General features: G+C 73.9%; 21 protein-coding genes. 7 read left to right on the forward strand and 14 right to left on the reverse strand.

The annotated features are described in order from the left end of the window. Window positions 1–27 precede the first annotated feature (27 nt). The 4 genes from PV410_RS28550 to PV410_RS28565 all read right to left on the reverse strand — a co-directional run bounded on the left by PV410_RS28550 (window position 28) and on the right by PV410_RS28565 (window position 3,261). Complete coding sequence (locus PV410_RS28550) at window positions 28–1,353, reverse strand: beta-xylosidase (protein ID WP_500328639.1); 1,326 nt, start codon at window positions 1,351–1,353, stop codon at window positions 28–30. Window positions 1,354–1,469: 116 nt separating this feature from the next. After that, window positions 1,470–2,108, reverse strand: coding sequence for an LPXTG cell wall anchor domain-containing protein (locus tag PV410_RS28555; protein WP_500328700.1), 639 nt, complete (start codon window positions 2,106–2,108; stop codon window positions 1,470–1,472). A 142-nt stretch (window positions 2,109–2,250) separates the two neighbouring features. Continuing rightward, window positions 2,251–2,751 (reverse strand): ATP-binding protein, encoded by a 501-nt coding sequence (locus tag PV410_RS28560; protein WP_500328640.1) that lies wholly within the window; start codon window positions 2,749–2,751, stop codon window positions 2,251–2,253. A 141-nt stretch (window positions 2,752–2,892) separates the two neighbouring features. After that, window positions 2,893–3,261, reverse strand: coding sequence for an STAS domain-containing protein (locus tag PV410_RS28565; RefSeq protein WP_499512192.1), 369 nt, complete (start codon window positions 3,259–3,261; stop codon window positions 2,893–2,895). Between the two features lie 196 nt (window positions 3,262–3,457). Between PV410_RS28565 and PV410_RS28570 the strand changes: the two genes are divergently transcribed. After that, window positions 3,458–4,342 carry an RNA polymerase sigma factor SigF gene (locus PV410_RS28570; protein ID WP_500328641.1) on the forward strand — a complete coding sequence of 295 codons (885 nt, stop codon included), beginning with the start codon at window positions 3,458–3,460 and terminating at the stop codon, window positions 4,340–4,342. Window positions 4,343–4,411: 69 nt separating this feature from the next. On the opposite strand, the gene PV410_RS28575 is transcribed toward PV410_RS28570, so the two are convergent. From PV410_RS28575 to hutU, 5 genes are read right to left on the reverse strand one after another with little or no spacing between them, the layout of a single operon-like run. Beyond that, window positions 4,412–6,025: a beta-N-acetylhexosaminidase gene (locus PV410_RS28575; RefSeq protein ID WP_500328642.1), complete on the reverse strand. Its 1,614-nt coding sequence runs from the start codon at window positions 6,023–6,025 to the stop codon at window positions 4,412–4,414. Between the two features lie 50 nt (window positions 6,026–6,075). Then, a complete protein-coding gene (gene hutI, locus PV410_RS28580; RefSeq protein ID WP_500328643.1) occupies window positions 6,076–7,248 on the reverse strand; it encodes an imidazolonepropionase in 1,173 nt (390 codons plus the stop codon). Further along, window positions 7,245–8,603 carry a formimidoylglutamate deiminase gene (locus PV410_RS28585; RefSeq protein WP_500328701.1) on the reverse strand — a complete coding sequence of 453 codons (1,359 nt, stop codon included), beginning with the start codon at window positions 8,601–8,603 and terminating at the stop codon, window positions 7,245–7,247. Before PV410_RS28585 ends, hutI begins: the two co-directional genes overlap by 4 nt. Beyond that, window positions 8,600–9,808 carry an allantoate amidohydrolase gene (locus tag PV410_RS28590; RefSeq protein WP_500328644.1) on the reverse strand — a complete coding sequence of 403 codons (1,209 nt, stop codon included), beginning with the start codon at window positions 9,806–9,808 and terminating at the stop codon, window positions 8,600–8,602. The genes PV410_RS28585 and PV410_RS28590 overlap by 4 nt, the downstream gene beginning before the upstream one ends. After that, window positions 9,805–11,499: a urocanate hydratase gene (gene hutU / locus PV410_RS28595; protein ID WP_500328645.1), complete on the reverse strand. Its 1,695-nt coding sequence runs from the start codon at window positions 11,497–11,499 to the stop codon at window positions 9,805–9,807. The genes PV410_RS28590 and hutU overlap by 4 nt, the downstream gene beginning before the upstream one ends. 197 nt (window positions 11,500–11,696) lie before the next feature. Here hutU and PV410_RS28600 point away from each other — a divergent pair, with 197 nt between their 5' ends. Next, window positions 11,697–12,986 carry a type III PLP-dependent enzyme domain-containing protein gene (locus PV410_RS28600; RefSeq protein WP_500328646.1) on the forward strand — a complete coding sequence of 430 codons (1,290 nt, stop codon included), beginning with the start codon at window positions 11,697–11,699 and terminating at the stop codon, window positions 12,984–12,986. Window positions 12,987–13,025: 39 nt separating this feature from the next. Here the strand turns inward: PV410_RS28600 and PV410_RS28605 are convergent, their stop codons facing one another. Then, window positions 13,026–13,604, reverse strand: coding sequence for a hypothetical protein (locus PV410_RS28605; protein WP_500328647.1), 579 nt, complete (start codon window positions 13,602–13,604; stop codon window positions 13,026–13,028). A 154-nt stretch (window positions 13,605–13,758) separates the two neighbouring features. Between PV410_RS28605 and PV410_RS28610 the strand changes: the two genes are divergently transcribed. The 3 genes from PV410_RS28610 (at window position 13,759) to PV410_RS28620 (ending at window position 16,616) form a co-directional block, all read left to right on the forward strand. Continuing rightward, the gene (locus PV410_RS28610) at window positions 13,759–13,968 is read left to right on the forward strand and encodes a ferredoxin (RefSeq protein WP_089222253.1); all 210 of its coding nucleotides are present in this window, start codon (window positions 13,759–13,761) and stop codon (window positions 13,966–13,968) included. Then, complete coding sequence (locus PV410_RS28615; protein ID WP_500328648.1) at window positions 13,958–15,322, forward strand: NAD(P)/FAD-dependent oxidoreductase; 1,365 nt, start codon at window positions 13,958–13,960, stop codon at window positions 15,320–15,322. The genes PV410_RS28610 and PV410_RS28615 overlap by 11 nt, the downstream gene beginning before the upstream one ends. A gap of 73 nt (window positions 15,323–15,395) precedes the next feature. Further along, window positions 15,396–16,616 (forward strand): cytochrome P450, encoded by a 1,221-nt coding sequence (locus PV410_RS28620; protein ID WP_500328649.1) that lies wholly within the window; start codon window positions 15,396–15,398, stop codon window positions 16,614–16,616. A 43-nt stretch (window positions 16,617–16,659) separates the two neighbouring features. Here the strand turns inward: PV410_RS28620 and PV410_RS28625 are convergent, their stop codons facing one another. Next, window positions 16,660–17,535 carry a MurR/RpiR family transcriptional regulator gene (locus PV410_RS28625; protein ID WP_500328650.1) on the reverse strand — a complete coding sequence of 292 codons (876 nt, stop codon included), beginning with the start codon at window positions 17,533–17,535 and terminating at the stop codon, window positions 16,660–16,662. Between the two features lie 75 nt (window positions 17,536–17,610). Continuing rightward, window positions 17,611–18,963 (reverse strand): acyl-CoA synthetase, encoded by a 1,353-nt coding sequence (locus tag PV410_RS28630; RefSeq protein ID WP_500328651.1) that lies wholly within the window; start codon window positions 18,961–18,963, stop codon window positions 17,611–17,613. An 85-nt stretch (window positions 18,964–19,048) separates the two neighbouring features. Between PV410_RS28630 and PV410_RS28635 the strand changes: the two genes are divergently transcribed. Beyond that, on the forward strand, window positions 19,049–19,495 hold the full coding sequence (locus tag PV410_RS28635) for a hypothetical protein (RefSeq protein WP_499512204.1): 447 nt from the start codon (window positions 19,049–19,051) through the stop codon (window positions 19,493–19,495). Window positions 19,496–19,682: 187 nt separating this feature from the next. Here PV410_RS28635 and PV410_RS28640 read toward each other — a convergent pair whose 3' ends face one another. Next, window positions 19,683–20,504 (reverse strand): inositol monophosphatase family protein, encoded by an 822-nt coding sequence (locus PV410_RS28640; protein ID WP_500328652.1) that lies wholly within the window; start codon window positions 20,502–20,504, stop codon window positions 19,683–19,685. Between the two features lie 367 nt (window positions 20,505–20,871). Beyond that, entirely contained in the window at window positions 20,872–22,257 is a 1,386-nt protein-coding gene (locus tag PV410_RS28645; RefSeq protein WP_500328702.1) for a cystathionine beta-synthase, read from the reverse strand. Between the two features lie 201 nt (window positions 22,258–22,458). Here PV410_RS28645 and PV410_RS28650 point away from each other — a divergent pair, with 201 nt between their 5' ends. Continuing rightward, the gene (locus PV410_RS28650; RefSeq protein ID WP_500328653.1) at window positions 22,459–23,295 is read left to right on the forward strand and encodes a helix-turn-helix transcriptional regulator; all 837 of its coding nucleotides are present in this window, start codon (window positions 22,459–22,461) and stop codon (window positions 23,293–23,295) included. Window positions 23,296–23,335 lie beyond the last annotated feature (40 nt).

Below are 23,335 nucleotides of genomic sequence, written 5' to 3' on the forward strand. Positions count from 1 at the left end.
GGCCCACCCGAGCTATCTGACTGTGCGTCAGGTAAGCGTGAGGGTCAAGACTCCGGAGTAGCTTCCCGTGGCGGAGAACGCGGGCACGTCCAGCGACAGCCCCGCGTCCACGGTGAACTCGCCGCCGGTCAGGGTCCCGTCGGACGCCTGGGCCAGCGTCGCGCCCGCGCTGCCCACGGTGCCGGCGGAGCCCGCGGCGCAGGTGCTGGGACTGCCGGACGCCGCGACGCACGCGGGCTGCCAGCTGAGCCGGTCGGCGCCGATGAGCGCGCCGCCGGGCCCCTTGAAGTCGGTGACCTTGCCGGTGAGCGACCAGCCCGTGCTCCCGCCGCGGAAGTCCTTGACGGTCACGGTCTGCAGTGCGCCCGTGGAGGGGCCGCCCTCGCCGAAGTCGACGGGGGCCATCTCGACGGTGTCCCCGGCCTGGGTCATCGACAGGGTGCCCGCCTTCACCGAGGTGGTGAGCTTCTGACTGCCCGGCGGCGGCGGGGTGGTGTCGATGACGGTGTAGGCCACCGGCCCGGCGGCGGTCGCCGGGTCGTACCCGCCGCCCTCGAACGCGACGATGCCGGTGGTGTCGAGGTCGCCGACGGCCAGCGTCGCGCTGAAGGCACCGGAGCCGTCGGCCGTGGCGGAGGTGGACTCACCGGTGGCGGTGGCGCCCTGGACGCCCGCGACGGTCACGGCGGCGCCCGCGGTGAAGCCGGTGCCCGTGACCGTGACCTGCGCCCCGATCGGGCCGGAGGAGGAACCGAGCGCGATGTGTCGGCCGTTGGGCGCGGCCACGGTGATGGTCTCGGCGACGGGGGCGGGCGGGTTGAGCACGGTGCAGGGGGTGTCGGCCGAGATGCCGTAGTCGGAGTGGACGTTGTAGTCGCCCGGGGTGAGGGTGATCTGACCGGGCGCGGTGACCGTGAAGGTGCCGGTGATGGTGAAGTTCGGGAAGTCGGCACCGGCCGGGATGACCGGGTTCTCCTTGGGGCCGACGAGGGTGAGCTCCTGCGTCTGCGCGCCGCCGAGCCGCACCTTGACGGTCGGGGTGATCTGGTCCTCGGGGATGGGGAGGTTGAAGCTGCTGGTGTTGGCCATGGGGCCGTCCAGCACGTAGGTGACGGTGACCGTGTCGCCGACCTGCGGGGTCGTGTCGCTCACCGAGATGTCGGCGACGGTCGGCCCGTCGAACGGCGGGATGCCGGAGATGCCCGGCGGAATGCAGTGCACCTGGAAGGCGGAGGCCGCCGCGGCGACGGGCCCGGCGAGGAGGGTCCCGCCGCCCAGTGCGAGGGCGAACGCCCCGAGCACGGCGGCGGACCTCCGTCTCCATAAGGCGCCATTGCGAGGAAACGCGATCATTTTGCACCTCTTGATCACTTTTCTGGTACAGAGTCCCTTTCTGTACCGCCGACGGTCATTGACGTCCGGCGATCAAGAGAAGTCAATGCGAAAGCCTGACCGAATTTGACGGGCCGTCAGATACGGTGTCCTGGACGGCGGGTCAGCCAGAGCACGCCGGCGGCGCCCAGGAGCAGGACGGTGCCACCGAGGGTGCCCAGGGCGACGGCGCCGTCCTCGGGCCCGGTCCGCGGCAGGGACTCGCCGCCGGACCCGCCCGAACCGCCGGAGGCGGAGCCGCCCTTGGACCCGGCCGCCGCGGTGACATCGAGGGTCAGCGAGGGCCCCGGGCCGTTCCCCGGGGTGCAGGTCGTCGTCGTACCGAGGGCCTTGATGGTGAGCACCCCCGCGGTGAAGGTGACCTTGCCGCTCCCACGCGGGACGTAGGTGCCCGACAAGTCGTTGATCTTGATCGGGGTGTTCGCGGGCACGGTCGCGGCGTTCGCGGGACCCGACACCTTGAGCGACCCGCTGTCGGCCCCACCGAGGGTGATGAGGGCACTCGGATTCATGGCGCCCTTCCCCAGGTCGACGGGACTGGAGGAGACGCCCTTGCGGAACGACATCACGATCCTGTAGCCCGACCCCGATGTGGTGGCGGTGATGTCGATGGGCGAGACGGCGCTCTTGTCGCCGATCGGGGTCTTGCAGTCGTATTTGACGTCCACGACCTTCGCGTACGCGGCCGGGGCGCTGCCGAGGACGGCCGCCGCCATGACGGCGCCGACGGTGGACACCGCGGCCACCTTGCGCTTGGGGAGCGACACCGGATGTCTCCCTTCCCCCAGAAGTTACTGACGATCCATCAGATGTGGCGCGACAGTACGCCCGTGAGGGAAAGAGGGGAAGAGATCCGGCTCAGGCCGGGGCGGCGACCTCGGCCCAGACCGTCTTGCCCGGCCGGCCGTCGGCGTGGCGTACGACCCCCCAGTCCAGGCAGAGCCGCTGCACTATGAACATCCCGTGCCCGCCAGGCCGTCCGGCCCGGTGCGGGGTCCGCGGGGCGGGACTGCCGGTGCCGCCGTCGGCGACCTCCAGGCGCAGCGCCTTGGAGTGGCGGAACAGCCGCAGCTCCTCGGGACCGCCCGCGTGCAGGCAGGCGTTGGTGACCAACTCGGACACCACCAGCAGGACGTCCTCGGCCGCCGCGCGGCGGTCCGCGGTCTCGGCCGGCAGCCAGCCCCAGTCGTAGAGGGCCTGGCGGGTGAAGTCACGGGCGCTGGGCACCACGCCGGCCACGTCGGCAAGGGAAAGCCGCCGTGTCTCAGCGTCCTGGGCGCCCTGGGCGCGCGGCGGCAGTGCCGCATCGCCCGGATCCGGGTCGCGGTCGTCGGCCGTAGGGGGCCGGGTGGTGCTCATCAGCGCCTCCACTCACCGATGTCCGCCAGTGTCCGAAGTGATCCCGAGGTCTCTCCTGCCCGGGCCGCTCCGGTGAACACCTCCGGATGCGGACGAAACAGGGCGTGCCACAACGCCCCCCGTGGGGAGCACTGCGGAGGGTCACTCCTTGAGGGCGTCGTCCAGGGTGTCGTGGACGGTGAACACGGCCTCGGCCCCGGTGATCGCGAAGACCTTGGCCACGGCCGGCTTCATCCCGGCCAGATGGACCGCCCCGCCCGCGGCCTCGGCCTTCAGCCGGGTGCCGAGCAGGACGTTGAGTCCGGTGGAGTCGCAGAACTCCAGATGCGTGCAGTCCACCACGAGGGTGCCGAAGCCGTCCTCGATCAGTGTGTCGAGCGGCTCGCGCAGCAGGTCGGCGGTGTGGTGGTCGAGCTCACCGGCAGGTGCCACGACCGCCTTCGTGCCGTACCGCTGCACGGAAACGTGCAGCCGGTCCCGCCCGGCCGTGTCGACCATCTCGCGGTCCATGCACACTCCTCCCGGACGACTCGGCGATCCGCATCTCGCACCCTACGCGCTTCCTGATCAGGGCGGTAGTCGCTCCGGCGGCGGCCCGCAGATCGATGACCGCCGGGTTGCAATATCCACGCCGAACGGGGTAGGCGTTGAGTGTGGGCTGAATTTCACGCTCCGCTTGCCCTGCCGCCGCACCGAGGAGGAGAGCATGGCATCCCGGCTCGACGCGCGCGACGCGTCGGCGACCACCGAGGCCAGCGTCCACGAGGAACACGGAACACCGGAGGGCCTGGAGGACCTCCCGGAGATCCCGCCCTTCGACGAGGTGGGTCCGGTCGACGCTCGGGCCCTGTCCAAGACGCTCTTCCAGCGGCTCGAGACGCTGGAGGAGGGCACGCCCGAGTACAGCTACGTACGCAACACGCTGGTCGAGCTCAACCTCGCCCTGGTGAAGTTCGCCGCCTCCCGGTTCCGCTCCCGCAGCGAACCCGTCGAGGACATCGTCCAGGTGGGCACGATCGGGCTGATCAAGGCCATCGACCGCTTCGAGCTGAGCCGCGGGGTCGAGTTCCCCACGTTCGCGATGCCGACGATCATCGGCGAGATCAAGCGCTTCTTCCGTGACACCTCCTGGTCCGTGCGGGTCCCGCGCCGGCTTCAGGAGCTGCGGCTGGACCTGGCCAAGGCCGGTGACGAGCTCGCACAGCAGCTGGACCGCGCGCCGACCGTCGCCGAGCTGGCCGACAGGCTGCAGATCACCGAGTCCGAGGTCGTCGAGGGCATGAGCGCCAGCAACGCGTACACCGCGAGCTCGCTGGACGCCCAGCCCGAGGAGGACGACTCCGAGGGGGCCCTCGCCGACCGCATCGGCTACGAGGACCACGGTCTGGAGGGGATCGAGTACGTGGAGTCCCTCAAGCCGCTGATCGCCGAGCTCCCGGCGCGCGACCGGCAGATCCTCTCGTTGCGCTTCGTGGGCAACATGACACAGTCCGAGATCGGTGAGGAGCTCGGCATCTCCCAGATGCACGTCTCGCGGCTGCTCAGCCGCACCCTCGGGCGGCTGCGGCGGGGGCTGCTCGTGGAGGAGTGACCGTTCCCCTTCCCCGGCACGGCGCGGTGGGCCCGGTGAGAGTTTGCTCTCACCGGGCCCGGCCTTCCCTCAGGACAGTCCGGCGACGTCGCCGGGGCCGGTGGCGGCGGCCGGCCAGTCGATGCCGGGAGCCCGGTGGTGGTTCATCCCCATCGCCGTCCACCGCGGGCCCTGGGCCGCCAGTCGCTCCCGGAAGGACGCCCAGCCGGTGCGCGCCGCGGGGGTCCAGCCGCGTTCGGCGACGGCGGGCAGGCGGGGGAAGGCCATGTACTCGATGTCGGCGCTGCTGGTGACCGTCTCGGACCACAGCGGGGCCTCGACACCGAGGACGGCGTCGGCCGGGGCGCCCGCGACGAGGTCAGCGGGGTCCCAGTCGTAGGCGCGCCGGACGTCGATCCGGCCCGCCCAGGAGGTACCGAGCGGGGTGTCCTCGTCGTACTTCATGTCGAGGTAGGCGCGGTCGGCCGGCGACAGGATCAGCCGGGTGCCCGCGCGGGCGGCGGCCGCGACGTCGGCCTGGTCCTTGGCGCCGGTCCCCCAGTACTGGGCGACGGCGCCCGGGACGGGGTGGGCGCCGGTCAGCTGGTGCCAGCCGACGGGCGTCTTGCCGAGCCCGCCGACCACCGCCTGCGCACGGTCCATGAGGGCGACGTAGTCGGCGTGGGGCGTGGCCCGCGCCTCGTCGCCGCCGATGTGCAGGTACGGGCCGGGGGTGAGGGCGGCCACCTCGCGCAGGACGGTCTCCACGAAGGCGGTGGTGGCGGGCCTGGACACGCAGAGCGAGCTGAAGCCGACCTTGGTGCCCGTGTAGAGCTCGCGGGCGACGCCGTCGCAGTTGAGCCCCGCGTAGGCGGCGAGGGCGGCGTTGGTGTGGCCCGGCATGTCGATCTCGGGCACGACGGTCATGTAGCGGCTCGCCGCGTACGCCACGATCTCGCGGTAGTCGGCCTTGCTGTAGAACCCGCCCGGACCGCCGCCGACCTCGGTGCTGCCCCCGTGGGCGGTCAGCCGGGGCAGGCCGTCGACGGCGATGCGCCAGCCCTGGTCGTCGGTCAGGTGCAGGTGCAGTCGGTTGATCTTGTAGAGGGCGAGCTGGTCGACGTAGCGCTCGACCTCGTCCACGGTGAAGAAGTGGCGCGCCACGTCCAGCATCGCGCCGCGGTAGCCGTAGCGCGGGGCGTCGGAGATCGTGCCGCCCGGGACGGTCCACGGCCGCCGGACGACGTACCGGCGCTCGACGTCGGCGGGCAGCAACTGCCGCAGCGTCTGCACCCCGTGGAAGAGCCCGGCGGGCGTGGCCGCGCGGATGACGACGGAACGGGCGGTGGACCGCAGGGTGTAGCCCTCCGCCCCGGTGCGGGCGGCGGTGTCGAGCGCGAGCACGATGCCTTCCCTGGCCCGGTCCGCCGTCACGGGCAGGGCGTACCCGGTCGACGGCCGCAGCAGCGCGGCCAGTTGGCCGGCGATCGCCCCGGCCTGTGCGGAGCCGCCGGGGACGTGAATCCCGGCGGCGTCCCCGAGGGTGAACGCCGTCCCGTCCGGCTCGACCGAGGACGGCGCGGGCACGACCTGCCCGAGCGGCCGGACCTCGTCGGCGTCCGGGCGGGACGGTACCGCCGTGGCGAACGGGGCCGCGGCCACCAGGGACAGCAGGGCCACGGTCAGCACACGTCGAGGTCTCATTCCCGAACGTCTACCACTGGAGCGGCCGCGTCCGCCCGCACCGGGGCGGATCAGATCGATGCGCGCACCCCGCGCCGCCACACGGCGGACACCAGCGGTACCCCCGGCCGGTAGGCGAGGTGGACGTGCGAGGGGGCGTCCAGCAGCACCGCGTCGGCCCGCGCGCCGGGCACGAGCCGCCCGACGTCGTCCCGGCGCAGCGCCAGCGCCCCGCCCAGGGTCGCGGCCCGCACCGCCTCGTCGGGGGTCATCCGCATGTCCCGTACGGCGACGGCCACGCAGAAGGGCATGGAACTGGTGAAGGAGGAGCCGGGGTTGCAGTCCGTGGACAGCGCGACGGTGGCGCCCGCGTCGATCAGCCGCCGCGCGTCGGGGTAGACGGCGCGGGTGGAGAACTCGGCGCCGGGCAGCAGCGTCGCGACCGTGCGGCTGTCGGCGAGCGCGTCGACGTCGGCGTCGGTGAGGTGGGTGCAGTGGTCGGCGGAGGCCGCGTCCAGCTCCACGGCGAGCTGCACACCCGGGCCGTGGCCGAGCTGGTTGGCGTGCACCCGCGGGACCAGACCGCGGGCGGCACCGGCGGTGAGGACGGCGCGGGCCTGGTCGCCGTCGAAGGCGCCGCGCTCGCAGAAGACGTCGACCCAACGGGCGTACGGGGCGCAGGCGTCGAGCATGGGGCCGGTGACCAGGTCGACGTAGCCTGCCGGGTCGTCGGCGTACTCGGGGGCGACGATGTGCGCGCCGAGGAAGGTGACCTCGTCGGCGTGGTCGCCGGCGATGCGCAGGGCGCGGGCCTCGTCGTGCGGGGTGAGGCCGTAGCCGGACTTGGTCTCGATGGTCGTGGTGCCCTGGCGCAGCGCCTCGGCGACGTAGCGGGCGACGTTGGCGTGCAGCTCCTCGTCGCTCGCGGCCCGGGTGGCGGCGACGGTGGTGCGGATGCCGCCCGCGGTGTACGCCTGGCCCGACATGCGGGCGTTGAACTCGCGGGTGCGGTCGCCGGCGAAGACCAGGTGCGAATGGGAGTCGACGAAGCCGGGGATGACGGCCCGGCCGGCCGCGTCGTACGACTCGTCCGCTGCGGGCGCCGCCGCGGAGGGGCCGACCCAGGCCACGTGCTCGCCGTCGATGACGAGCGCCGCGTCCTCCAGCAGCCCCAGCGGGCCATCGCCGAGCGCCGGGTCGTTGGTGACCAGGCTGCCGATGTTGGTGATGACGCTGCTGCTCATGACGGGCTTCCTTCGGCGGCGGATACGGCGGAGATCGCGGCGGTCAGGGCCGCGCCCACGTCGTGGACGAGCTGGTGCGCGCCGTCGCGGACGACGTGGCGGCCGCCGACCACCGTGTGGCGGACGTCGGCGCCGGTGGCCGCGAAGACGGCGGTCTCGGCGCCGAGCCGGGCCGGGGGGCCCGCGGTGCGCGCGCTGTCCAGCGCGATCGTGGTGAAGTCGGCGAGCGCCCCCGCCTCCAGTCGCCCGGCGTCGGCCCAGCCCAGGCCGGCGTGACCGTCCGTGGTGGCGGCGCGCAGCAGCTCGGCGGCGGTCCAGTGGCCGCGGGTGCGGGTGCGCAGCCGCTCGTCCAGCTCCATGGCCCGCGCCTCCTCGAACAGGTCGATCACGGCGTGGCTGTCGCTGCCGAGGCTGAGCGGGCTGCCCGCCTCCTGCAGCCGCCTGGCCGGGCCGATCCCGTCGGCGAGATCCCGTTCGGTGGTGGGGCACATGCAGATCGTGGTGCCGGAGCCGCCGAGCAGCGCGATGTCCTCGTCGGTGAGGTGGGTGGCGTGCACGGCCGAGGTGCGCGGGCCGAGCACACCGTGGTCGGCGAGGAGCCGGGTGGGGGTGACGCCGTGGGCGGCGAGGCAGGCCTCGTTCTCGGCGGGCTGTTCGGACAGGTGGACGTGGAGCGGCGCCTGGCGGTCCTCGGCCCATCGGACGACGGTGGCCAGCTGGTCGGCCGGGACCGCGCGCACCGAGTGCACGGCCGCGCCGATCCGCGCGTGGGGCCGGTCGGCGAGGGCGGACGCGCGCTCGGCCCAGCCCTCGGCGTCGCCGTCGCCGAAGCGCAGCTGGTGCGGTTCGGGGGCGGCGCCGAAGCCGGAGGAGAGGTAGACGGTGTCGAGGAGGGTGATGCGGATGCCCGCCTCGTCCGCGGCGGCGATCAGCGCCTCGCCCATGGCGTTGGGCTCGTCGTAGGGGGCGCCGCCGGGCCGGTGGTGCACGTAGTGGAACTCGCCGACGCAGGTGATGCCCGCCAGGGCCATCTCCGCGTACGCGGCGCGGGCGAGGTCGAAGTAGGTGTCGGGGGTCAACGCGGCCGCGACCCGGTACATGACCTCGCGCCAGGTCCAGAAGGTGCCGCTGCCCTGCTGCACCGTGCCGCGCAGGGCCCGGTGGAAGGCATGGCTGTGGGCGTTGGCCAGCCCCGGCAGGGTGAGCCCGCGCAGCGTCACGGCGCCGACGGGCGGCGCGGCGGCCCCGGTGCGCAGGGCGGCGATCCGGCCGTCGGCGGTGGTGTCGACGACCACGCCCCGTTCGACGCGGCCGCCGGTCCACGCGTACTCGGCCCAGTAGCTCTGCGGCGTCAGCGACACGCCAGGCCCTCCAGTACGTCGGCGAGTGCGGTCACCCCGGCCAGGCAGTCGTCCTCGGTGGCCGTCTCGGCCGGGGAGTGCGAGACCCCGGTGGGGTTCCGTACGAACAGCATGGCGGTCGGGACGGCCTCGGAGAGGATGCCGGCGTCGTGTCCCGCCCCGGTCGGCAGCACGGGGGCGTTCCCCAGCAGCTTGGCGAGTTCGTCGCGCAGGCCGTGCGCGAACTCCACGACCGGGGTGAAGGACTCCCGGGTGACCTCCACCCGGACCCCGTCGCGCTCGCCCCGCTCGACCGCGGCGCGCTCGATCTCGCCGACGACCTCGGCGAGGGTGGCCTCGTCGGCGGCGCGCGAGTCCAGCCAGCCGCGTACCAGGGAGGCGATGGCGTTGACGCCGTTGGGCTCGACGCCGACCTTGCCGAAGGTGGCCAGCGCGCCGGCGAGCCGGGCCTTCTTGCGGGCGGCGAGCACCGTGTTGGCGTACGTCAGCATCGGGTCGCGGCGGTCCTCCAGGCGGGTGGTGCCCGCGTGGTTGGCCTCGCCGTGGAAGTCGAACCGCCAGCGGCCGTGCGGCCAGATGGCGGAGGCGACGCCCACCGCGTGCGGGGTGTCGGCCAGGAAGCGGCCCTGCTCGACGTGGAGCTCGACGAACGCGCCGATACGGGCGAGGCGTGCGGGGTCCGGGCCGATCGCCTCGGGGTCGTGCCCGGCCCGCTCCATGGCCTGCGCCAGGGTGACTCCGTCGCCGTCGCGCAGCGCGTGGGCCTTCTCGGCGGTGAGCTGTCCCGCGGTCAGCCGGGAGCCCACGCAGGCCAGCCCGAAGCGGGCGCCCTCCTCGTCGCCGAAGTTGACGATCGCCAGCGGCTTGGCGGGCGCGGCGCCGCGGGCCCGCAGCTCGTCCAGCGCCGCGAAGGAGGACACGACGCCCAGCGGCCCGTCGAAGGCACCGCCGTCCGGCACCGAGTCCAGGTGCGAACCGGTCACCACGGCGTCGCCGGCGGTGGGATCACCCAGCCAGGCCCACTGGTTGCCGTTGCGGTCGAGCTCGTACGCCAGGCCCCGGCCCTCGGCCTGCGCCTTGAACCAGGCGCGGCAGTCGGCGTCCGCGCCGGTCCAGGCGTAGCGGCGGTAGCCGCCGGAGCCGGAGTCGCGGCCGATGGGCCGCAACTCCGTCCACATCTCGTGGAACGAGGAGGTCACGCCTCCCCGCCTTCGACGCCCTCGCCGCCCTCGCGCATGGGCACGCGCACACCGCGCTCGGCGGCGACCTCGTCGGCGCGGTCGTACCCGGCGTCGACGTGCCGGATGACGCCCATGCCCGGGTCGTTGGTGAGCACACGGCGGATCTTCTCGCCCGCCAGCTTGGTGCCGTCGGCGACGGTGACCTGGCCGGCGTGGATGGAGCGGCCGATGCCGACGCCGCCGCCGTGGTGGATGGAGACCCAGGAGGCGCCGGAGGCGACGTTGACCATGGCGTTGAGCAGCGGCCAGTCGGCGATCGCGTCGGAGCCGTCGAGCATGGCCTCGGTCTCGCGGTACGGGGAGGCGACGGAGCCCGCGTCGAGGTGGTCGCGGCCGATGACCACCGGGGCGGCCAGCGTGCCGTCGGCGACCATCTCGTTGAAGCGCTCGCCGGCCTTGTCGCGCTCGCCGTAGCCGAGCCAGCAGATGCGCGCGGGCAGGCCCTGGAAGTGGACCCGCTCACCGGCCATCTTGATCCAGCGGGCCAGCGACTCGTTCTCCGGGAAGAGCTCCAGGATCGCCTTGTCGGTCTTGGCGATGTCGGCCGGGTCGCCGGACAGCGCCGCCCACCGGAAGGGGCCCTTGCCCTCGCAGAACAGCGGGCGGATGTAGGCCGGGACGAAGCCGGGGAAGGCGAACGCCCGGTCGTAGCCCGCGAGCTGGGCCTCGCCGCGGATGGAGTTGCCGTAGTCGAAGACCTCGGCGCCCGCGTCCATGAAGCCGACCATGGCCTCGACGTGCTTGGCCATCGCCTCGCGGGCGCGCTGGGTGAACTCGGCGGGCTTCTCGGCCGCGTACGAGGTCATGTCCTCGAAGTCGACACCGATCGGCAGGTACGCCAGCGGGTCGTGGGCGGAGGTCTGGTCGGTGACGACGTCGATGGGCGCGTCCATGGCGAGCAGCTGCGGCACCAGCTCGGCCGCGTTGCCCAGGACGCCGATGCTCAGCGGCTTGCGCTGGTCGCGGGCCTCGGTGGCGAGGGCGAGCGCGTGCTCCAGGGAGTCGGCGCGCACGTCCAGGTAGCGGTGCTCGATGCGGCGCTCGATGGCGCGCGGGTCGCAGTCGATGCAGATGGCGACGCCGCCGTTCATGGTGACGGCGAGCGGCTGGGCGCCGCCCATGCCGCCGAGACCGGCGGTGAGGGTGATGGTGCCGGCCAGGCTGCCGCCGAACTTCTTCTCCGCGACGGCGGCGAAGGTCTCGTACGTGCCCTGCAGGATGCCCTGGGTGCCGATGTAGATCCACGAACCGGCTGTCATCTGGCCGTACATGGTCAGGCCCAGCGCCTCCAGGCGGCGGAACTCCTCCCAGGTGGCCCAGTCGCCGACGAGGTTGGAGTTGGCGATGAGCACACGCGGCGCCCACTCGTGGGTCTGCATCACGCCGACCGGGCGGCCGGACTGGACGAGCATCGTCTCGTCCTGCTTCAGCCCCTGCAGGGTGCGGACCATGGCGTCGAAGGAGCGCCAGTCGCGGGCGGCCTTGCCGGTGCCGCCGTACACGACCAGCTTCTCGGGGTGCTCGGCGACCTCCGGGTCGAGGTTGTTCTGCAGCATGCGCAGCGCGGCTTCCTGCTGCCAGCCCTGTGCGGTGAGCGCGCTTCCGCGCGGTGCGCGTACGGTCCTCGGTCCGGCGCCGGTTCCGGTCATGCCCCTGCCTCCTCGCGACTGGATTGAGTCATTCACATCCTTGCCTCCTGAATAGCACTAGTCAACCGGGGCGACGTGCCTCCGGCGCGTCCCGCGGGGCCGTGTCCGGGTCACGTCCCCCACGGGCAGGTCGTACCCGCCGGGGGCCCGTCCGTCACGGGCCCGCCCCGACGACCTCGGCCTGACACGATGGCGGTATGACGGAGGAACCCGCGGTACGACGGGAACGGGCACTTCGCGCGGCGGTCGGGCAGGGACTGATCGGCACCGACAGGCCGGTGGTGGGCCTGCTGGACCTGGACGGCGTCCGGGCGGCCGCCGCCGATCTGCGGGCGGCCTTCGCCACGCCCGGGGTGGAGGTCACGCACACCTTCGCGGTCAAGGCCGCGTCCCTGGTGCCGGTGCTGCGGCTGCTCTCCGAGGAGGGCATCGGCGCGGAGGTCGCCAGCCCCGGCGAGCTCGCCCTGGCCAGGGCCGCGGGCGTACCCGCCGGAAGGATCGTGCTGGACTCCCCCGCCAAGACCCCGGACGAACTGCGGGAGGCGCTGGCCCTCGGCATCGCCCTCAACGCCGACAACCCGCAGGAGCTGGCGCGCCTGGACCGGCTCGTGCCGCCCGGCACCACCGCAGCCCCGCTGGGCCTGCGGGTCAATCCCCAGGTCGGCGCGGGCAGCATCGGTGCGATGAGCACGGCCACCGCCACGTCGAAGTTCGGCGTCGCCCTGCGCGACGAGGGCGCGGCGCAGTGGGTGGTCCGCGCCTACCTCGACCGTCCCTGGCTCACCCGGCTGCACACCCACACCGGTTCGCAGGGCGTACCCCTGGAACTGATGGCGGCCGGCGTCCGCGCGGCGTACGAGCTCGCCGAGCAGATCAACACGGCGGCCGGGCGTCGGCAGGTCACCACGCTGGACATCGGCGGCGGCCTGCCGGTCAACTTCGCCTCCGACGAGGTCCGGCCGGGCTTCCGCGCCTACGCCGACGCGCTCCGCGCGGCCGTGCCCGGACTCTTCGACGGGCGGTACGCGCTGGTCACCGAGTTCGGGCGGTCACTGGTGGCCAAGCAGGGCACGATCCTGGCGCGCGTGGAGTACGCCAAGACGGCCGGGGGCCGCGCGATCGCCGTGACGCACGCCGGCGCCCAGGTCGCCACGCGCACCGTCTTCGCGCCCGGCGCCTGGCCGCTGCGGGTCCTGGCGCTCGACCCGGAGGGACGCCCCAAGGACGGCGCCCCGGTCGTCCAGGACGTCGCCGGGCCGTGCTGCTTCGCGGGCGACCTCGTCGCCACGGCGCGCGAGCTGCCGCTGCTCGCGGAGGGCGACCTCGTGGCGCTGCCCGACACGGGGGCGTACTACTTCTCGACGCACTTCGCGTACAACTCGCTGCCCCGCCCCGCCGTCCACGGCTACTGCGGGCCCGGCCCGGACTTCCGCACCCTGCGCCGCGCCCAGACGATCGAGGACCTCGTACGGGAGAGCGGCGGCTGAGCCACGGCCGCGCGGCCGTGGCTCGTTCACCCGGACGGGTCAGCGGGCCGCCGCGGCGCGACGGCGGGACGAGCCGCCGGGGCCCGCGTCGCCGGCCACGGGTCCGGTGGCCTCGTAGCCGGGGACGGACGCCGCGGCGGGGCCGCGTCCCACGTACTCGGGCCTGACCCACAGCAGCGTCTCGTGCGCCCGCTCCCAGCGCCCCAGGCGCACCGCCTTGGCCCACAGCCCCGCTCCGGCGCCCGCGAGCAGCATCCCCGCCGCGGCGGGCGCGGCCACGCCGGAGGCGAGGGCCACCACGAACGCGGCGAGCAGCCACCACCGCCGGGCCCGGGTCCAGGCGCGCGCCGTGACCCGGCGGTCCTGCAGGAAGACGCCCCGGGGCGCGCGCCCGGCCGCCTCCGCGAGGGCCGTGTACCGCCGCCGGCGCACCAGGAAGGCCACCACCGCGGCGACCACGAAGAGTGCGGCGCCACCCAGCACCCCGATGCGGCGTCCGGTCAGTCCGGGCACGAAGACCCCGACCACCGCCGCCACGACCCCCAGCCACCACAGCCACCGCGCCGGCACCCGTACCAGGACCGCCACCCGCGCCAGCGCATACGCTCCGCGCACCACCGCTGTCTCCCTTCCTCCACGGCTCGTTCCGTCAGTGCTGGGGAGGGAGGTTACTCACGGGACATCAAAATTCCGTGAGAACGGCACCGCATGCGGGGCCGCGGAGGCAGTGCTACCACTGAGAGCGGGGGCCTTCGGGGCTGGAGTGGTGCGTATGAACATCGTGGTCGACCTCAATCGCTGCCAGGCCTACGCGCAGTGCGCGTTCCTCGCTCCCGAGGTCTTCGAACTGCATGGCGAGGAGGCCCTGCTGTACGTCCCCGCCGTCCCGGAGGACCAGCAGGAGCGCGTCCACCGGGCCGCGGTGGCGTGCCCGGTGCAGGCCATCCTCGTGGGCGGGGCGGCGGGTGCCGATGTCCGGTGAACTGCGCGACGGGCGCATCGTCATCGTCGGCGCGTCCCTGGCCGGCCTGCGGGCCGCCGAGACGCTGCGCGACGAGGGTTTCGCGGGGTCGCTGACGCTGGTGGGCGACGAGCCGCACCCGCCGTACGACCGGCCGCCGCTGTCCAAGCAGGTGCTGCTCGGGCGCGTGCCCGCGACGGCGACCGGGCTGCCGGCCCGCCGGGAGGTGGACGCGCAGTGGAAGCTGGGCATCGCCGCCACGGGGGTCGACGGGATCGGCCGGCGCGTCTTCCTCGCGAACGGCGAGGAACTGCCCTTCGACCGTTTGCTGATCGCCACCGGCACCCGCGCGCGGCCCTGGCCGAACCCTGCCGAGGCCGCCCTGGACGGTGTGTTCGCGCTGCGGACCAGCGACGACGCGGCCGGGCTCGCCGAACGGCTGGACGCCGGGCCCCGGCGGGTGCTGGTGATCGGCGCCGGTTTCACGGGCTCGGAGATCGCCTCCGCCTGCCGGGAGCGGGACATCCCCGTGACCGTGGTGGAGCGCGGCCCCGCGCCCCTGGTGGGCGCGCTCGGCGGGACGCTCGCCGCGGTCGCCGCCGAGATGCACCGCAGGCACGGGGTGGACCTCCGCTGCGGGGTGCAGGTCACCTCCCTGGAGGGGGACGGCCGGCTGACCGGCGCCCGGCTCTCCGACGGGAGCACCGTCGAGGCGGACGTGGCGGTGGTCGCCCTCGGCGCGGTCCGCAACACCGAGTGGCTGGCCGAGTCCGGCCTGGCCGCCGGCCCGCGCGGCGTGACCTGCGACGCCGGCTGCCGTGCCTTCAACATGTACGGCATCGTCACCGACGACGTGTTCGTCGCCGGCGACGTGGCCCGCTTCCCGCACCCCCTGTTCGGCTACCAACTGCTCGCCCTGGAGCACTGGGGCAACGCGGTCGCGCAGGCCGAGGTGGCGGCGCACAACATGGTCAGCGCGGGCCCGTTCCGGCGGCCGCACCTGGCCGTGCCGGCCTTCTGGTCCAGCCAGTTCGGCCACAACATCAAGTCGGTGGGCGTGCCGACCTACTCCGACCAGGTCGTCGTCGCCCAGGGTTCGCTGCGCGAGGCCCGGCTGGTCGTCGTCTACGGCTACAAGGGCCGCATCACGGCGGCGGTGTCGGTGAACCGGGCCAAGTGGCTGGACTACTACCAGAACCTGATCGAGACGGCCGCGCCGTTCCCACCCGAGCCCGGGGCCGCCGACCGGACCGTCCCGATGATCCCCCTGCCGTCCGACGTACCGGACCCCGCGGTGCTCTCGCACGGCCCGACGGTCGCCCTCACCGGTCATCTGCCGGACCGGCGCCTGACCCTGGTGCGGCACGGCGGCTGAGGCCGCCGCCGCCGGCGCCGCGGACGGGCCGTGGCAGGACGCCGCGGCCCACGACGACGAGGAGCCCCCGCGCATGGCTGCGGACACGCTGTTCCGAAGGATCACCGACTACGCCAGCCGGCCCGATCCCTACCCGCTCTACGCCGAACTCCGCGAGAGCAAGGTGGCGCCGCAGGACGACGGCAGCTACCTCGTCGGCACCTACCACGAGATCACGGCCCTGCTCCACGACCCACGCATCAGCTCCGACCGGCGCCACCGCAGCGACCCGCAGGAGGCCCGGCTGGCCGGGGAACTGGCGCCCTCCTTCATCGGCGTGGACGATCCCGAGCACGACCGGCTCCGCCGCACCGCCATGCGGCCCTTCGGCCCGCCGCACACCCCGGGCCGGGTCGACGCCATGCACGGTGAGATCGTCCGGATCGCCGACGGCCTCGTCGCCGGGCTCCGGGACAAGCAGCGCATCGACGTCGTCGACGACTTCGCCTACCCGCTCCCGGTCACCGTGATCTGCCGGCTGCTGGGCGTGCCCCAGGAGGACGAGCCGATGTTCCGCGGCTGGTCGGACCAGATCGTCGGCGGACTCGACCTCAACCCCGACGAGGACCCCACGCAGCGCACGCAGGCCGCCACCGAGGCCCGCAGGGCGATGGGGGTCTACCTGGGCGGGCTGGCCGAGCAGCGGCGTGGCAAGCCCTCCGACGACCTGCTGTCGGCGTTCGTCAACGACCAGGACCCGGCCGGCGGGCTGACCCAGATCGAGCTGATGGTGACCTCGGTGCTGCTGCTCGTCGCCGGGCACGAGACCACCGTCAACCTGATCACCAACGGCATGCTCACCCTGCTGCGCCGGCCCGACCAGCTGGACCTGCTGCGCCGCGAACCGGCCCTGATGCCGCAGGCGGTGGAGGAACTGCTGCGGTTCGAGCCGCCCGTGCAGATGCTGCCCCAGCGCACCCCGCTGGTGGACGTCGAGGTCGCGGGGGTCACCGTGCCCAAGGGGGCGCCCTTGGTCCTGGTGCTCGCCTCCGGCAGCCGTGATCCGCAGCGCTTCCGGGACCCCGACCGCTTCGACCCGCAGCGCACGGACAACCAGCACCTGGGCTTCGGCAGCGGTGTGCACAGCTGCTTCGGGGCGCCGCTCGCCCGGCTGGAGGCGCAGATCGCCCTCACCGCGCTGCTGCGCGACCTGGACGGCCTCCGGCCGGCGGAGGACCCGCCGCCGTACCGGCGAAGCCCGGTGCTGCGCGGTCCCCGCCATCTGGTCGTGGAGCACGACGGGGTGGGCGCCTGACCCGGCGTCCAACCCGCCGCCCGCCCCCGTGCGTCGGGGCGGCTCACTCCACAAACAGGCCCTGCGCCGCGGCCTTGGCGTCGAACTCCTCCAGCCGCGCCTGCGCGTCCGGCAGCCCGTCGCACATCGCCTCCAGAAGCACCCGCCCGAGCAGCATCGGCGCGCACGCGGTGTCGAAGGCGAGTCCCGTGCCGACGGCCGCAGGGAGCAGGACGTCGGAGTGGGCGGCGACCGGCGCGAAGGCGCTGTCGGCGACGGTGACGACGGTCAGCCCGGCGGAGCGGGCGTACTCCAGGGCCTCGACCACCTCACGGGGATGCCGGGGCAGCGCGAAGCACAGCAGGGCGCTCGCCCCGGCGCGCACGGCCGCGTCGACGCGGTCGGCGAGCATGCTGCCGCCCTCGTCGAGGAGACGGACGTCGGGGTGCACCTTGGCCGCGAAGTAGCCGAAGCCGCGGGCCTGGGCGGCCGCGGCCCGCAGTCCCAGGACGGGCAGCGGCCGGGACGCGGCGAGCAGGGCGCCCGCGCGGGCGACCGGGGCGGGGTCGGCGAGCAGCGCGGCGAGGTGCCGCAGGTTCTCGATCTCGGCCTGCACGGCCTCCTGGTACTCGTTGTACCGGTCGCCGTCCGGCTGCCCCTGGGGCGCTACGGCGGGGGCGACGTCGCGCAGGTGGCGGCGGAGCGCGGGGTAGCCGTCGAAGCCGAGCGCGACGGCGAAGCGGGTCACGGAGGGCTGGCTGACCCCGGCCAGTTCGGCGACCTCGACGCTGGACAGGAAGGGCGCGTCGGCGGCCCGCCGCACCAGGCAGTGCGCGATGCGGCGCTGGGTGGGCGTGAGCCGGTGCGCCTCGAACAGCTTCATCAGGCGCGCGGACGCGGTGTCGGTCCCGTCGGCTCCGGTGGCGTTCTCGGTGGCCATGACGCCCTCTCCGGTCGGCCATTCATGTGCCGATGACTCTGCATGATTCTATGCAGGAGGGCAAGGCGCCCCGGCTCACACGGGCGGCAGCAGCTTCTTCTGCGGCTTGCCCATCGCGTTGCGCGGCAGTTCGGTCAGGAAGCGGACCTTGCGCGGGCGCTTGTGCACCGACAGGTGACCGGCCACGAAGTCGATCAGCTCGCGCTCGCCCACCCCGTCCGCCACCACGTAGGCCACGATCTCCTGGCCGAGGTCGGTGTGCGGGGCGCCCACCACGGCCGCCTCCCGCACCGCGGGGTGGTCCAGCAGGGCGTTCTCCACCTCGCCCGCGCCGATCCGGTAGCCGCCGGACTTGATCAGGTCGGTGGAGGCCCGGCCGACGATCCGATGCATGCCGTCCGGCTCGATCGCCGCGATGTCCCCGGTGCGGAACCAGCCGTCCTCGGTGTACGAGGCCGCGGTCGCCTCCGGCCGTCCCAGGTAGCCGTCGAAGAGGGTGGGCCCGGTGAGCTGGAGCTCACCGATCTCCGCGCCCGGCTCGGCCGCGATCCGGGTGCGGATCCCCGGCAGCGGCAGCCCGACGGAGCCGGGGCGCCGCTCACCGGCCGCCCGGGTGCTGACCGTGATCAGGGTCTCCGTCATGCCGTAGCGCTCGACCGGCCGCTGCCCGGTCAGCGCCTCCAGTTCGCGGAAGACCGGCGCCGGCAGCGGCGCACTGCCGGAGACCAGCAAGCGGGCGCCGCTCAGCGCCCTGGCGGACTCCGGGTCCCCCGCGACCCGGCCCCAGACGGTCGGCACGCCGAAGTAGAGGCTGCCGCCCGCCGCCGCGTACGCCTGCGGGGTGGGGCGGCCGGTGTGGACCAGACGGCTCCCGGTGCGCAGCGCGCCGAGCACGCCGAGCACGAGGCCGTGCACGTGGAACAGCGGCAGGCCGTGGACGAGGGTGTCCTCCGGCGTCCACTCCCAGGCCCCGGCGAGGGCGTCGAGTCCGGCCGCGACCGCGCGGCGGGGGACCAGCACGCCCTTGGGCGCCCCGGTGGTGCCCGAGGTGTACAGGACGAGGGCCGCCGTGTCCGGGTCCGGCTCGGGGCCGTCCCAGGACCTGCGCTCGGTGACCACGACCGGGGGCGCCTGCACGGCCCCGGAGTCGCGCAGGATGTGGTCGCGCTCGGCCGGTCCCGCGTCGGGCGGCACCGGGACGACCGGGACGCCCGCGAGGAGGCCGCCGACGACCGCCACGACCGTCTCCAGGGACGGCGCCGCGTGCACGGCGACCGCCGGGGCACCCGCGACGCGTGCCGCGAAGGCGCCCGCGGCACCGAGCAGTTCCTCGCGCGAGCTCGGGCGCCCGTCGACGGTGACCGCGTCGGGGCGGTCGGACGGGGCGTGGTGCAGGGCGGTCAGCAGGCGCGGCGCGTGTCCGGTCACCCCACGACCCTACTGGGGCGACCCCCGGGAAGGTTCGGGGGTTTCCCCCAGTGCCACCGGGCCGACCGGTCCGTACGGTGGCGTCATGGACGCCCTTGACCCAGAGCTCAAGAAGGAATTCGCCGCCACCATCCAGGCGCGCAAGGACTTGGGGGAGGAGTACGAGTCGGCCCTCATCGACTCCTTCCTGGAGAAGATGGACCGGCGCATCGACTCCCAGGTCGAGCGGCGGGTACGCCGCGAACTGGCCGAGCACCAGACGGCGTTCGCCCGTGCCGGGCGCCGGGTCGGGCCGGAGGCGCGCGGCCATGGGGGCGGCCGTTTCGGCGCCCGCTACGGCTTCGGGGCGTTCTCCTTGATCATGGCGATCCCGCTGTCCGCCATCGCGGCCGACAAGGGCGACCTGCCCGGGCTCCTCGTCGCCTGGGTCGGCATCGTCGCCGTCAACGCCGCCCATTCGCTGGGGTGGCTGTTCAACGAGCGGGGCAGCGCGCCGCGCCGCGGCAAGGACCCGGACGCCTGGGAGGACTGACGGCCCTGAGGCGGCGGGCGGCCCCCGCGCGGGCCGGAACGCGTCCGCGGCGGGGCGCCGCACGAGTCGGGGACGCATCGCCCGACAGGCCGGTGCCCGACTCCGCGACCGCAGCCGGCGCCGCGCCGGGGAGAAGGCCCTTCGACGGCGGGCCCCGGGGGGGCCGCCGCGCCGCCGCCTTCCCGCGCTACGCCGTGAGCAGTGCCACGACGCGGCGGGCCGCGGTCTCGTCGCGTGCCGCGGCGAAGGGCAGCGGCCCGGCGGCCATGCGGAACGGCAGCCCGTCCGCGCCCAGCACCGTTCCGCCCGCCTCGGCGACCAGCAGGACGCCGGCGGAGTGGTCCCAGGGGTTGTCGTAGGCGTACGTGGCCGCGTCGAGCCGCCCGAGCGCGACGTCGAGGTAGTCGCAGCCGGCGGAGCCGCTCGCCCAGGGCTTGACGCCGTGCGCGGCCCCCAACTCGTACAGCCTCCGGTGCTGGTCGGCGGTGAGGTGCGCGGGCCGGGCGCCGGCCACCAGGAGCACCTCGTCCGCGTCCTGGGCGCCGCCGGTGCCCAGCCGCAGCGGACGGCCGCCCAGGTGCGCGCCCTCGCCGCGCCGGGCGGTGGCGAGGACCCCGTCGACGGGCCGGTACGTCCAGGAGGCGAGCAGCTCACCGCGCGCGGCCAGGGCGACCTGGGTGACGAACGAGGAGTCGCCGCGGACGAAGTTGGAGGTGCCGTCGACCGGGTCGACGATCCAGACCGGAGCCTCGCCCAGCAGTGCCCCGAGCAGCGCGGGGTCGGCGTGCACGGCCTCCTCGCCGATGACGGCGGAGCCCGGCAGCAGGCGGGTGAGCGTACGGGTGAGGCGTTCCTCGACCCGGCGGTCGGCGACCGTGACGAGGTCCAGCGGGCCCTTCTTCTCGTCGACGTCGCCCTCGGCGAGGCGGCCGAAGCGGGCGAGCGCCTCCTCGTCGGCCACGGTGCGTATGGACTCCTCGACGGCTGCGAACGTCTGTGCGCTGATCACGGCGGCCACTCAACCAGAAGAGCGGCCCGCGCGGGGACGCGGACCGCTCTTCCACAGATTGCGCGGGAACCGCCGCACCCCCGGTCACCCGGGGGGCGGGACGACGGCGGTCCCCGCGAGGGACGTGGGCCGGATCAGGGCCGGGCCACACGTCCTGGGGTCACCATGGAGGTCCGGGAGCCGCTCCGGAGGTCCTTGGCGCCACATCCGTGGTGTCGGCCGGGCGACCGGTGTGCCGTCCGCCGACATCCACCAATGTGCCGGACCCGTGTTAAGCGCGTGCTGCGGCCACGTGACGTGGGTGTACCACTTCCGCGAACCCGTGGCGGACCTCCGTGGGACGTCCCGGGGACGTCCCCGGGTGCCGTTACTTGGCCTCCTCGGCGAGGAAGGCGAGCAGGTCCTGGCGGCTGACCACACCTGTCGGCTTGCCCTCGACCAGCACGATCGCCGCGTCGGCGGAGCCCAGCACGGCCATCAGGTCGCCGACCGGCTCGCCGGAGCCCACCTGCGGCAGCGGCGCGCTCATGTGCCGCTCCAGCGGGTCGTCCAGGGTGGCGCGCTTGGTGAACAGCGCGTCGAGCAGTTCCCGCTCCACGACCGAGCCGATGACCTCGGCGGCCATGACGTCGGGGTGCCCGGCGCCCGGCTTCACGATCGGCATCTGCGAGACGCCGTACTCGCGCAGCACCTCGATGGCCTGGCCGACCGTCTCCTCGGGGTGCATGTGCACCAGCTGCGGGATGCCGCCGTCCTTGCGATCCAGCACGTCGGAGACGCGGGCCTGGCCGGTGCCCTCCTCCAGGAAGCCGTAGTCGGCCATCCACTCGTCGTTGAAGATCTTCGAGAGGTAGCCGCGGCCGGAGTCCGGCAGCAGGACGACCACGACGTCGTCCGGGCCGAGCCGCTCGGCCACGCGCAGCGCCGCGACGACCGCCATGCCGCAGGAGCCGCCGACGAGCAGGCCCTCCTCCTTGGCGAGGCGGCGGGTCATCTGGAAGGAGTCCTTGTCCGAGACCGCGACGATCTCGTCCGCGACGGTGCGGTCGTAGGCGGTGGGCCAGAAGTCCTCACCGACGCCCTCGACGAGGTACGGCCGGCCGGAGCCGCCGCTGTAGACGGAGCCCTCCGGGTCCGCGCCGATGACCTTCACCCTGCCGTCCGAGGCGTCCTTCAGGTAGCGGCCGGTGCCGGAGATGGTGCCGCCGGTGCCGACGCCCGCCACGAAGTGCGTGATCTTCCCCTCGGTCTGCTCCCACAGCTCCGGGCCGGTGGAGTGGTAGTGCGAGGCCGGGTTGTTGGGGTTGCTGTACTGGTCCGGCTTCCAGGCGTTCGGGGTCTCGCGCACCAGCCGGTCGGAGACGTTGTAGTACGAGTCCGGGTGCTCGGGGTCCACGGCGGTGGGGCAGACCACGACCTCGGCGCCGTAGGCCCGCATGACGTTGATCTTGTCCGCGGAGACCTTGTCGGGGCAGACGAAGATGCAGTGGTAGCCCTTCTGCTGGGCCACGATCGCCAGGCCGACGCCCGTGTTGCCCGAGGTGGGCTCCACGATCGTGCCGCCGGGCTTGAGTTCGCCGCTCTTCTCCGCGGCCTCGATCATCCGCAGCGCGATGCGGTCCTTGACCGAACCGCCGGGGTTGAAGTACTCGACCTTGGCCAGGACGGTCGCCTGGATTCCTGCCGTCACGCTGTTGAGCCTCACCAGCGGGGTGTTGCCGACGAGACTGATCATCGAGTCGTGGAACTGCACCATTGTCTCCGGGTTCTCCGTGATTGTGAGGCCAGGGTAAGCGGTTTTCCGGTGGGGGGTCGCCCACGCCGGCACCGGGCGTCGCACGCTTCACATTGGTGTTACGTACGCCCCGGAAGGTCCGGTTGTAGAGTCACACCGTGGCGCGATCACGACACGTCGCTGTTACGACACCGGGCTTATACAACCGGGGGGTGGGCAATGCCTGACCAGGAACACCCGGACACCACCGAAGCGGGCACGGGCAACGCCGACTACGCCGCCGCCCTCAGCGGCCTGGCCGCCGTGGAGTCCGGCCTCGCCTCCGTGCGGGAACGGCTCACGGCCCTCGCCGCCGTGCGCCCGTCCCGGCCGGCCGAGCCGGTGATGCCGGGCGGGATCGCCGAGGTGATCCACGGCGAGACGGAACAGCAGCACATGATCGAGCAGCTGCAGCGCGAGGCCCGCAAGGAGGTGCTGACCTTCGTGCGGCCGCCGTACGTCGCCGCGGCGGGCAACGTCGTGCAGAAGGAGCGGCTGACCGCCGGGGTCGAGTACCGCTCCCTGTACGAGACGACGGCCCTGGTGTACCCCGGGGCGGCCGACATGCCGGGCTTCGTCGAGCCGGGCGAGCTGGCCCGGGCGGCGCCGACCGTGCCGATGAAGCTGATGATCGTCGACGCCGAGCGGGCGCTGCTGCCGCTGTCCGGCGGCCGCGACCGGTCCGTGGTCTCCTCCGCCGGCCTGCTGCTGCTCCACCCCTCGGTGCTGGTCGACGCGCTGCTGGAGCTCTTCGAGGACCGCTGGCTGCGCGGCACGCCGCTGCGCATGCCCTCGCTCGGCGAGACGGAGGAGGACCCGGAGTTCCCCGGCTCCCCCGAGCTCGACGAGCAGCTGCTCTCGCTGCTGATGTCCGGGCTGCCCGACAAGGCGATCGCTTCCCAGCTGGGGATATCCCTGCGCACGCTGCAGCGCAGGATCCGGTCCCTGATGGAGTCCACCGGAACCGCCAACCGCACCCAGCTCGCCTGGTTCGTCGCGCAGCAGCGACTGACCTGAGTCGGGGCCGCCCAGCGGTTGCGGCGGGCACCGGACGGGG

The organism is Streptomyces sp. PA03-5A (genome assembly GCF_033792725.1).
Lineage (GTDB): Bacteria > Actinomycetota > Actinomycetes > Streptomycetales > Streptomycetaceae > Actinacidiphila.

Bases quoted from the DNA above. Each gene is read 5' to 3' on its own strand.
- PV410_RS28550 (WP_500328639.1), bottom strand. From the start codon at position 1,353: ATGATCGCGTTTCCTCGCAATGGCGCCTTATGGAGACGGAGGTCCGCC.
- PV410_RS28555 (WP_500328700.1), bottom strand. From the start codon at position 2,108: ATGGCGGCGGCCGTCCTCGGCAGCGCCCCGGCCGCGTACGCGAAGGTC.
- PV410_RS28560 (WP_500328640.1), bottom strand. From the start codon at position 2,751: ATGAGCACCACCCGGCCCCCTACGGCCGACGACCGCGACCCGGATCCG.
- PV410_RS28565 (WP_499512192.1), bottom strand. From the start codon at position 3,261: ATGGACCGCGAGATGGTCGACACGGCCGGGCGGGACCGGCTGCACGTT.
- PV410_RS28570 (WP_500328641.1), top strand. From the start codon at position 3,458: ATGGCATCCCGGCTCGACGCGCGCGACGCGTCGGCGACCACCGAGGCC.
- PV410_RS28575 (WP_500328642.1), bottom strand. From the start codon at position 6,025: ATGAGACCTCGACGTGTGCTGACCGTGGCCCTGCTGTCCCTGGTGGCC.
- hutI (WP_500328643.1), bottom strand. From the start codon at position 7,248: ATGAGCAGCAGCGTCATCACCAACATCGGCAGCCTGGTCACCAACGAC.
- hutU (WP_500328645.1), bottom strand. From the start codon at position 11,499: ATGACCGGAACCGGCGCCGGACCGAGGACCGTACGCGCACCGCGCGGA.
- PV410_RS28600 (WP_500328646.1), top strand. From the start codon at position 11,697: ATGACGGAGGAACCCGCGGTACGACGGGAACGGGCACTTCGCGCGGCG.
- PV410_RS28610 (WP_089222253.1), top strand. From the start codon at position 13,759: ATGAACATCGTGGTCGACCTCAATCGCTGCCAGGCCTACGCGCAGTGC.
- PV410_RS28615 (WP_500328648.1), top strand. From the start codon at position 13,958: ATGTCCGGTGAACTGCGCGACGGGCGCATCGTCATCGTCGGCGCGTCC.
- PV410_RS28620 (WP_500328649.1), top strand. From the start codon at position 15,396: ATGGCTGCGGACACGCTGTTCCGAAGGATCACCGACTACGCCAGCCGG.
- PV410_RS28625 (WP_500328650.1), bottom strand. From the start codon at position 17,535: ATGGCCACCGAGAACGCCACCGGAGCCGACGGGACCGACACCGCGTCC.
- PV410_RS28635 (WP_499512204.1), top strand. From the start codon at position 19,049: ATGGACGCCCTTGACCCAGAGCTCAAGAAGGAATTCGCCGCCACCATC.
- PV410_RS28650 (WP_500328653.1), top strand. From the start codon at position 22,459: ATGCCTGACCAGGAACACCCGGACACCACCGAAGCGGGCACGGGCAAC.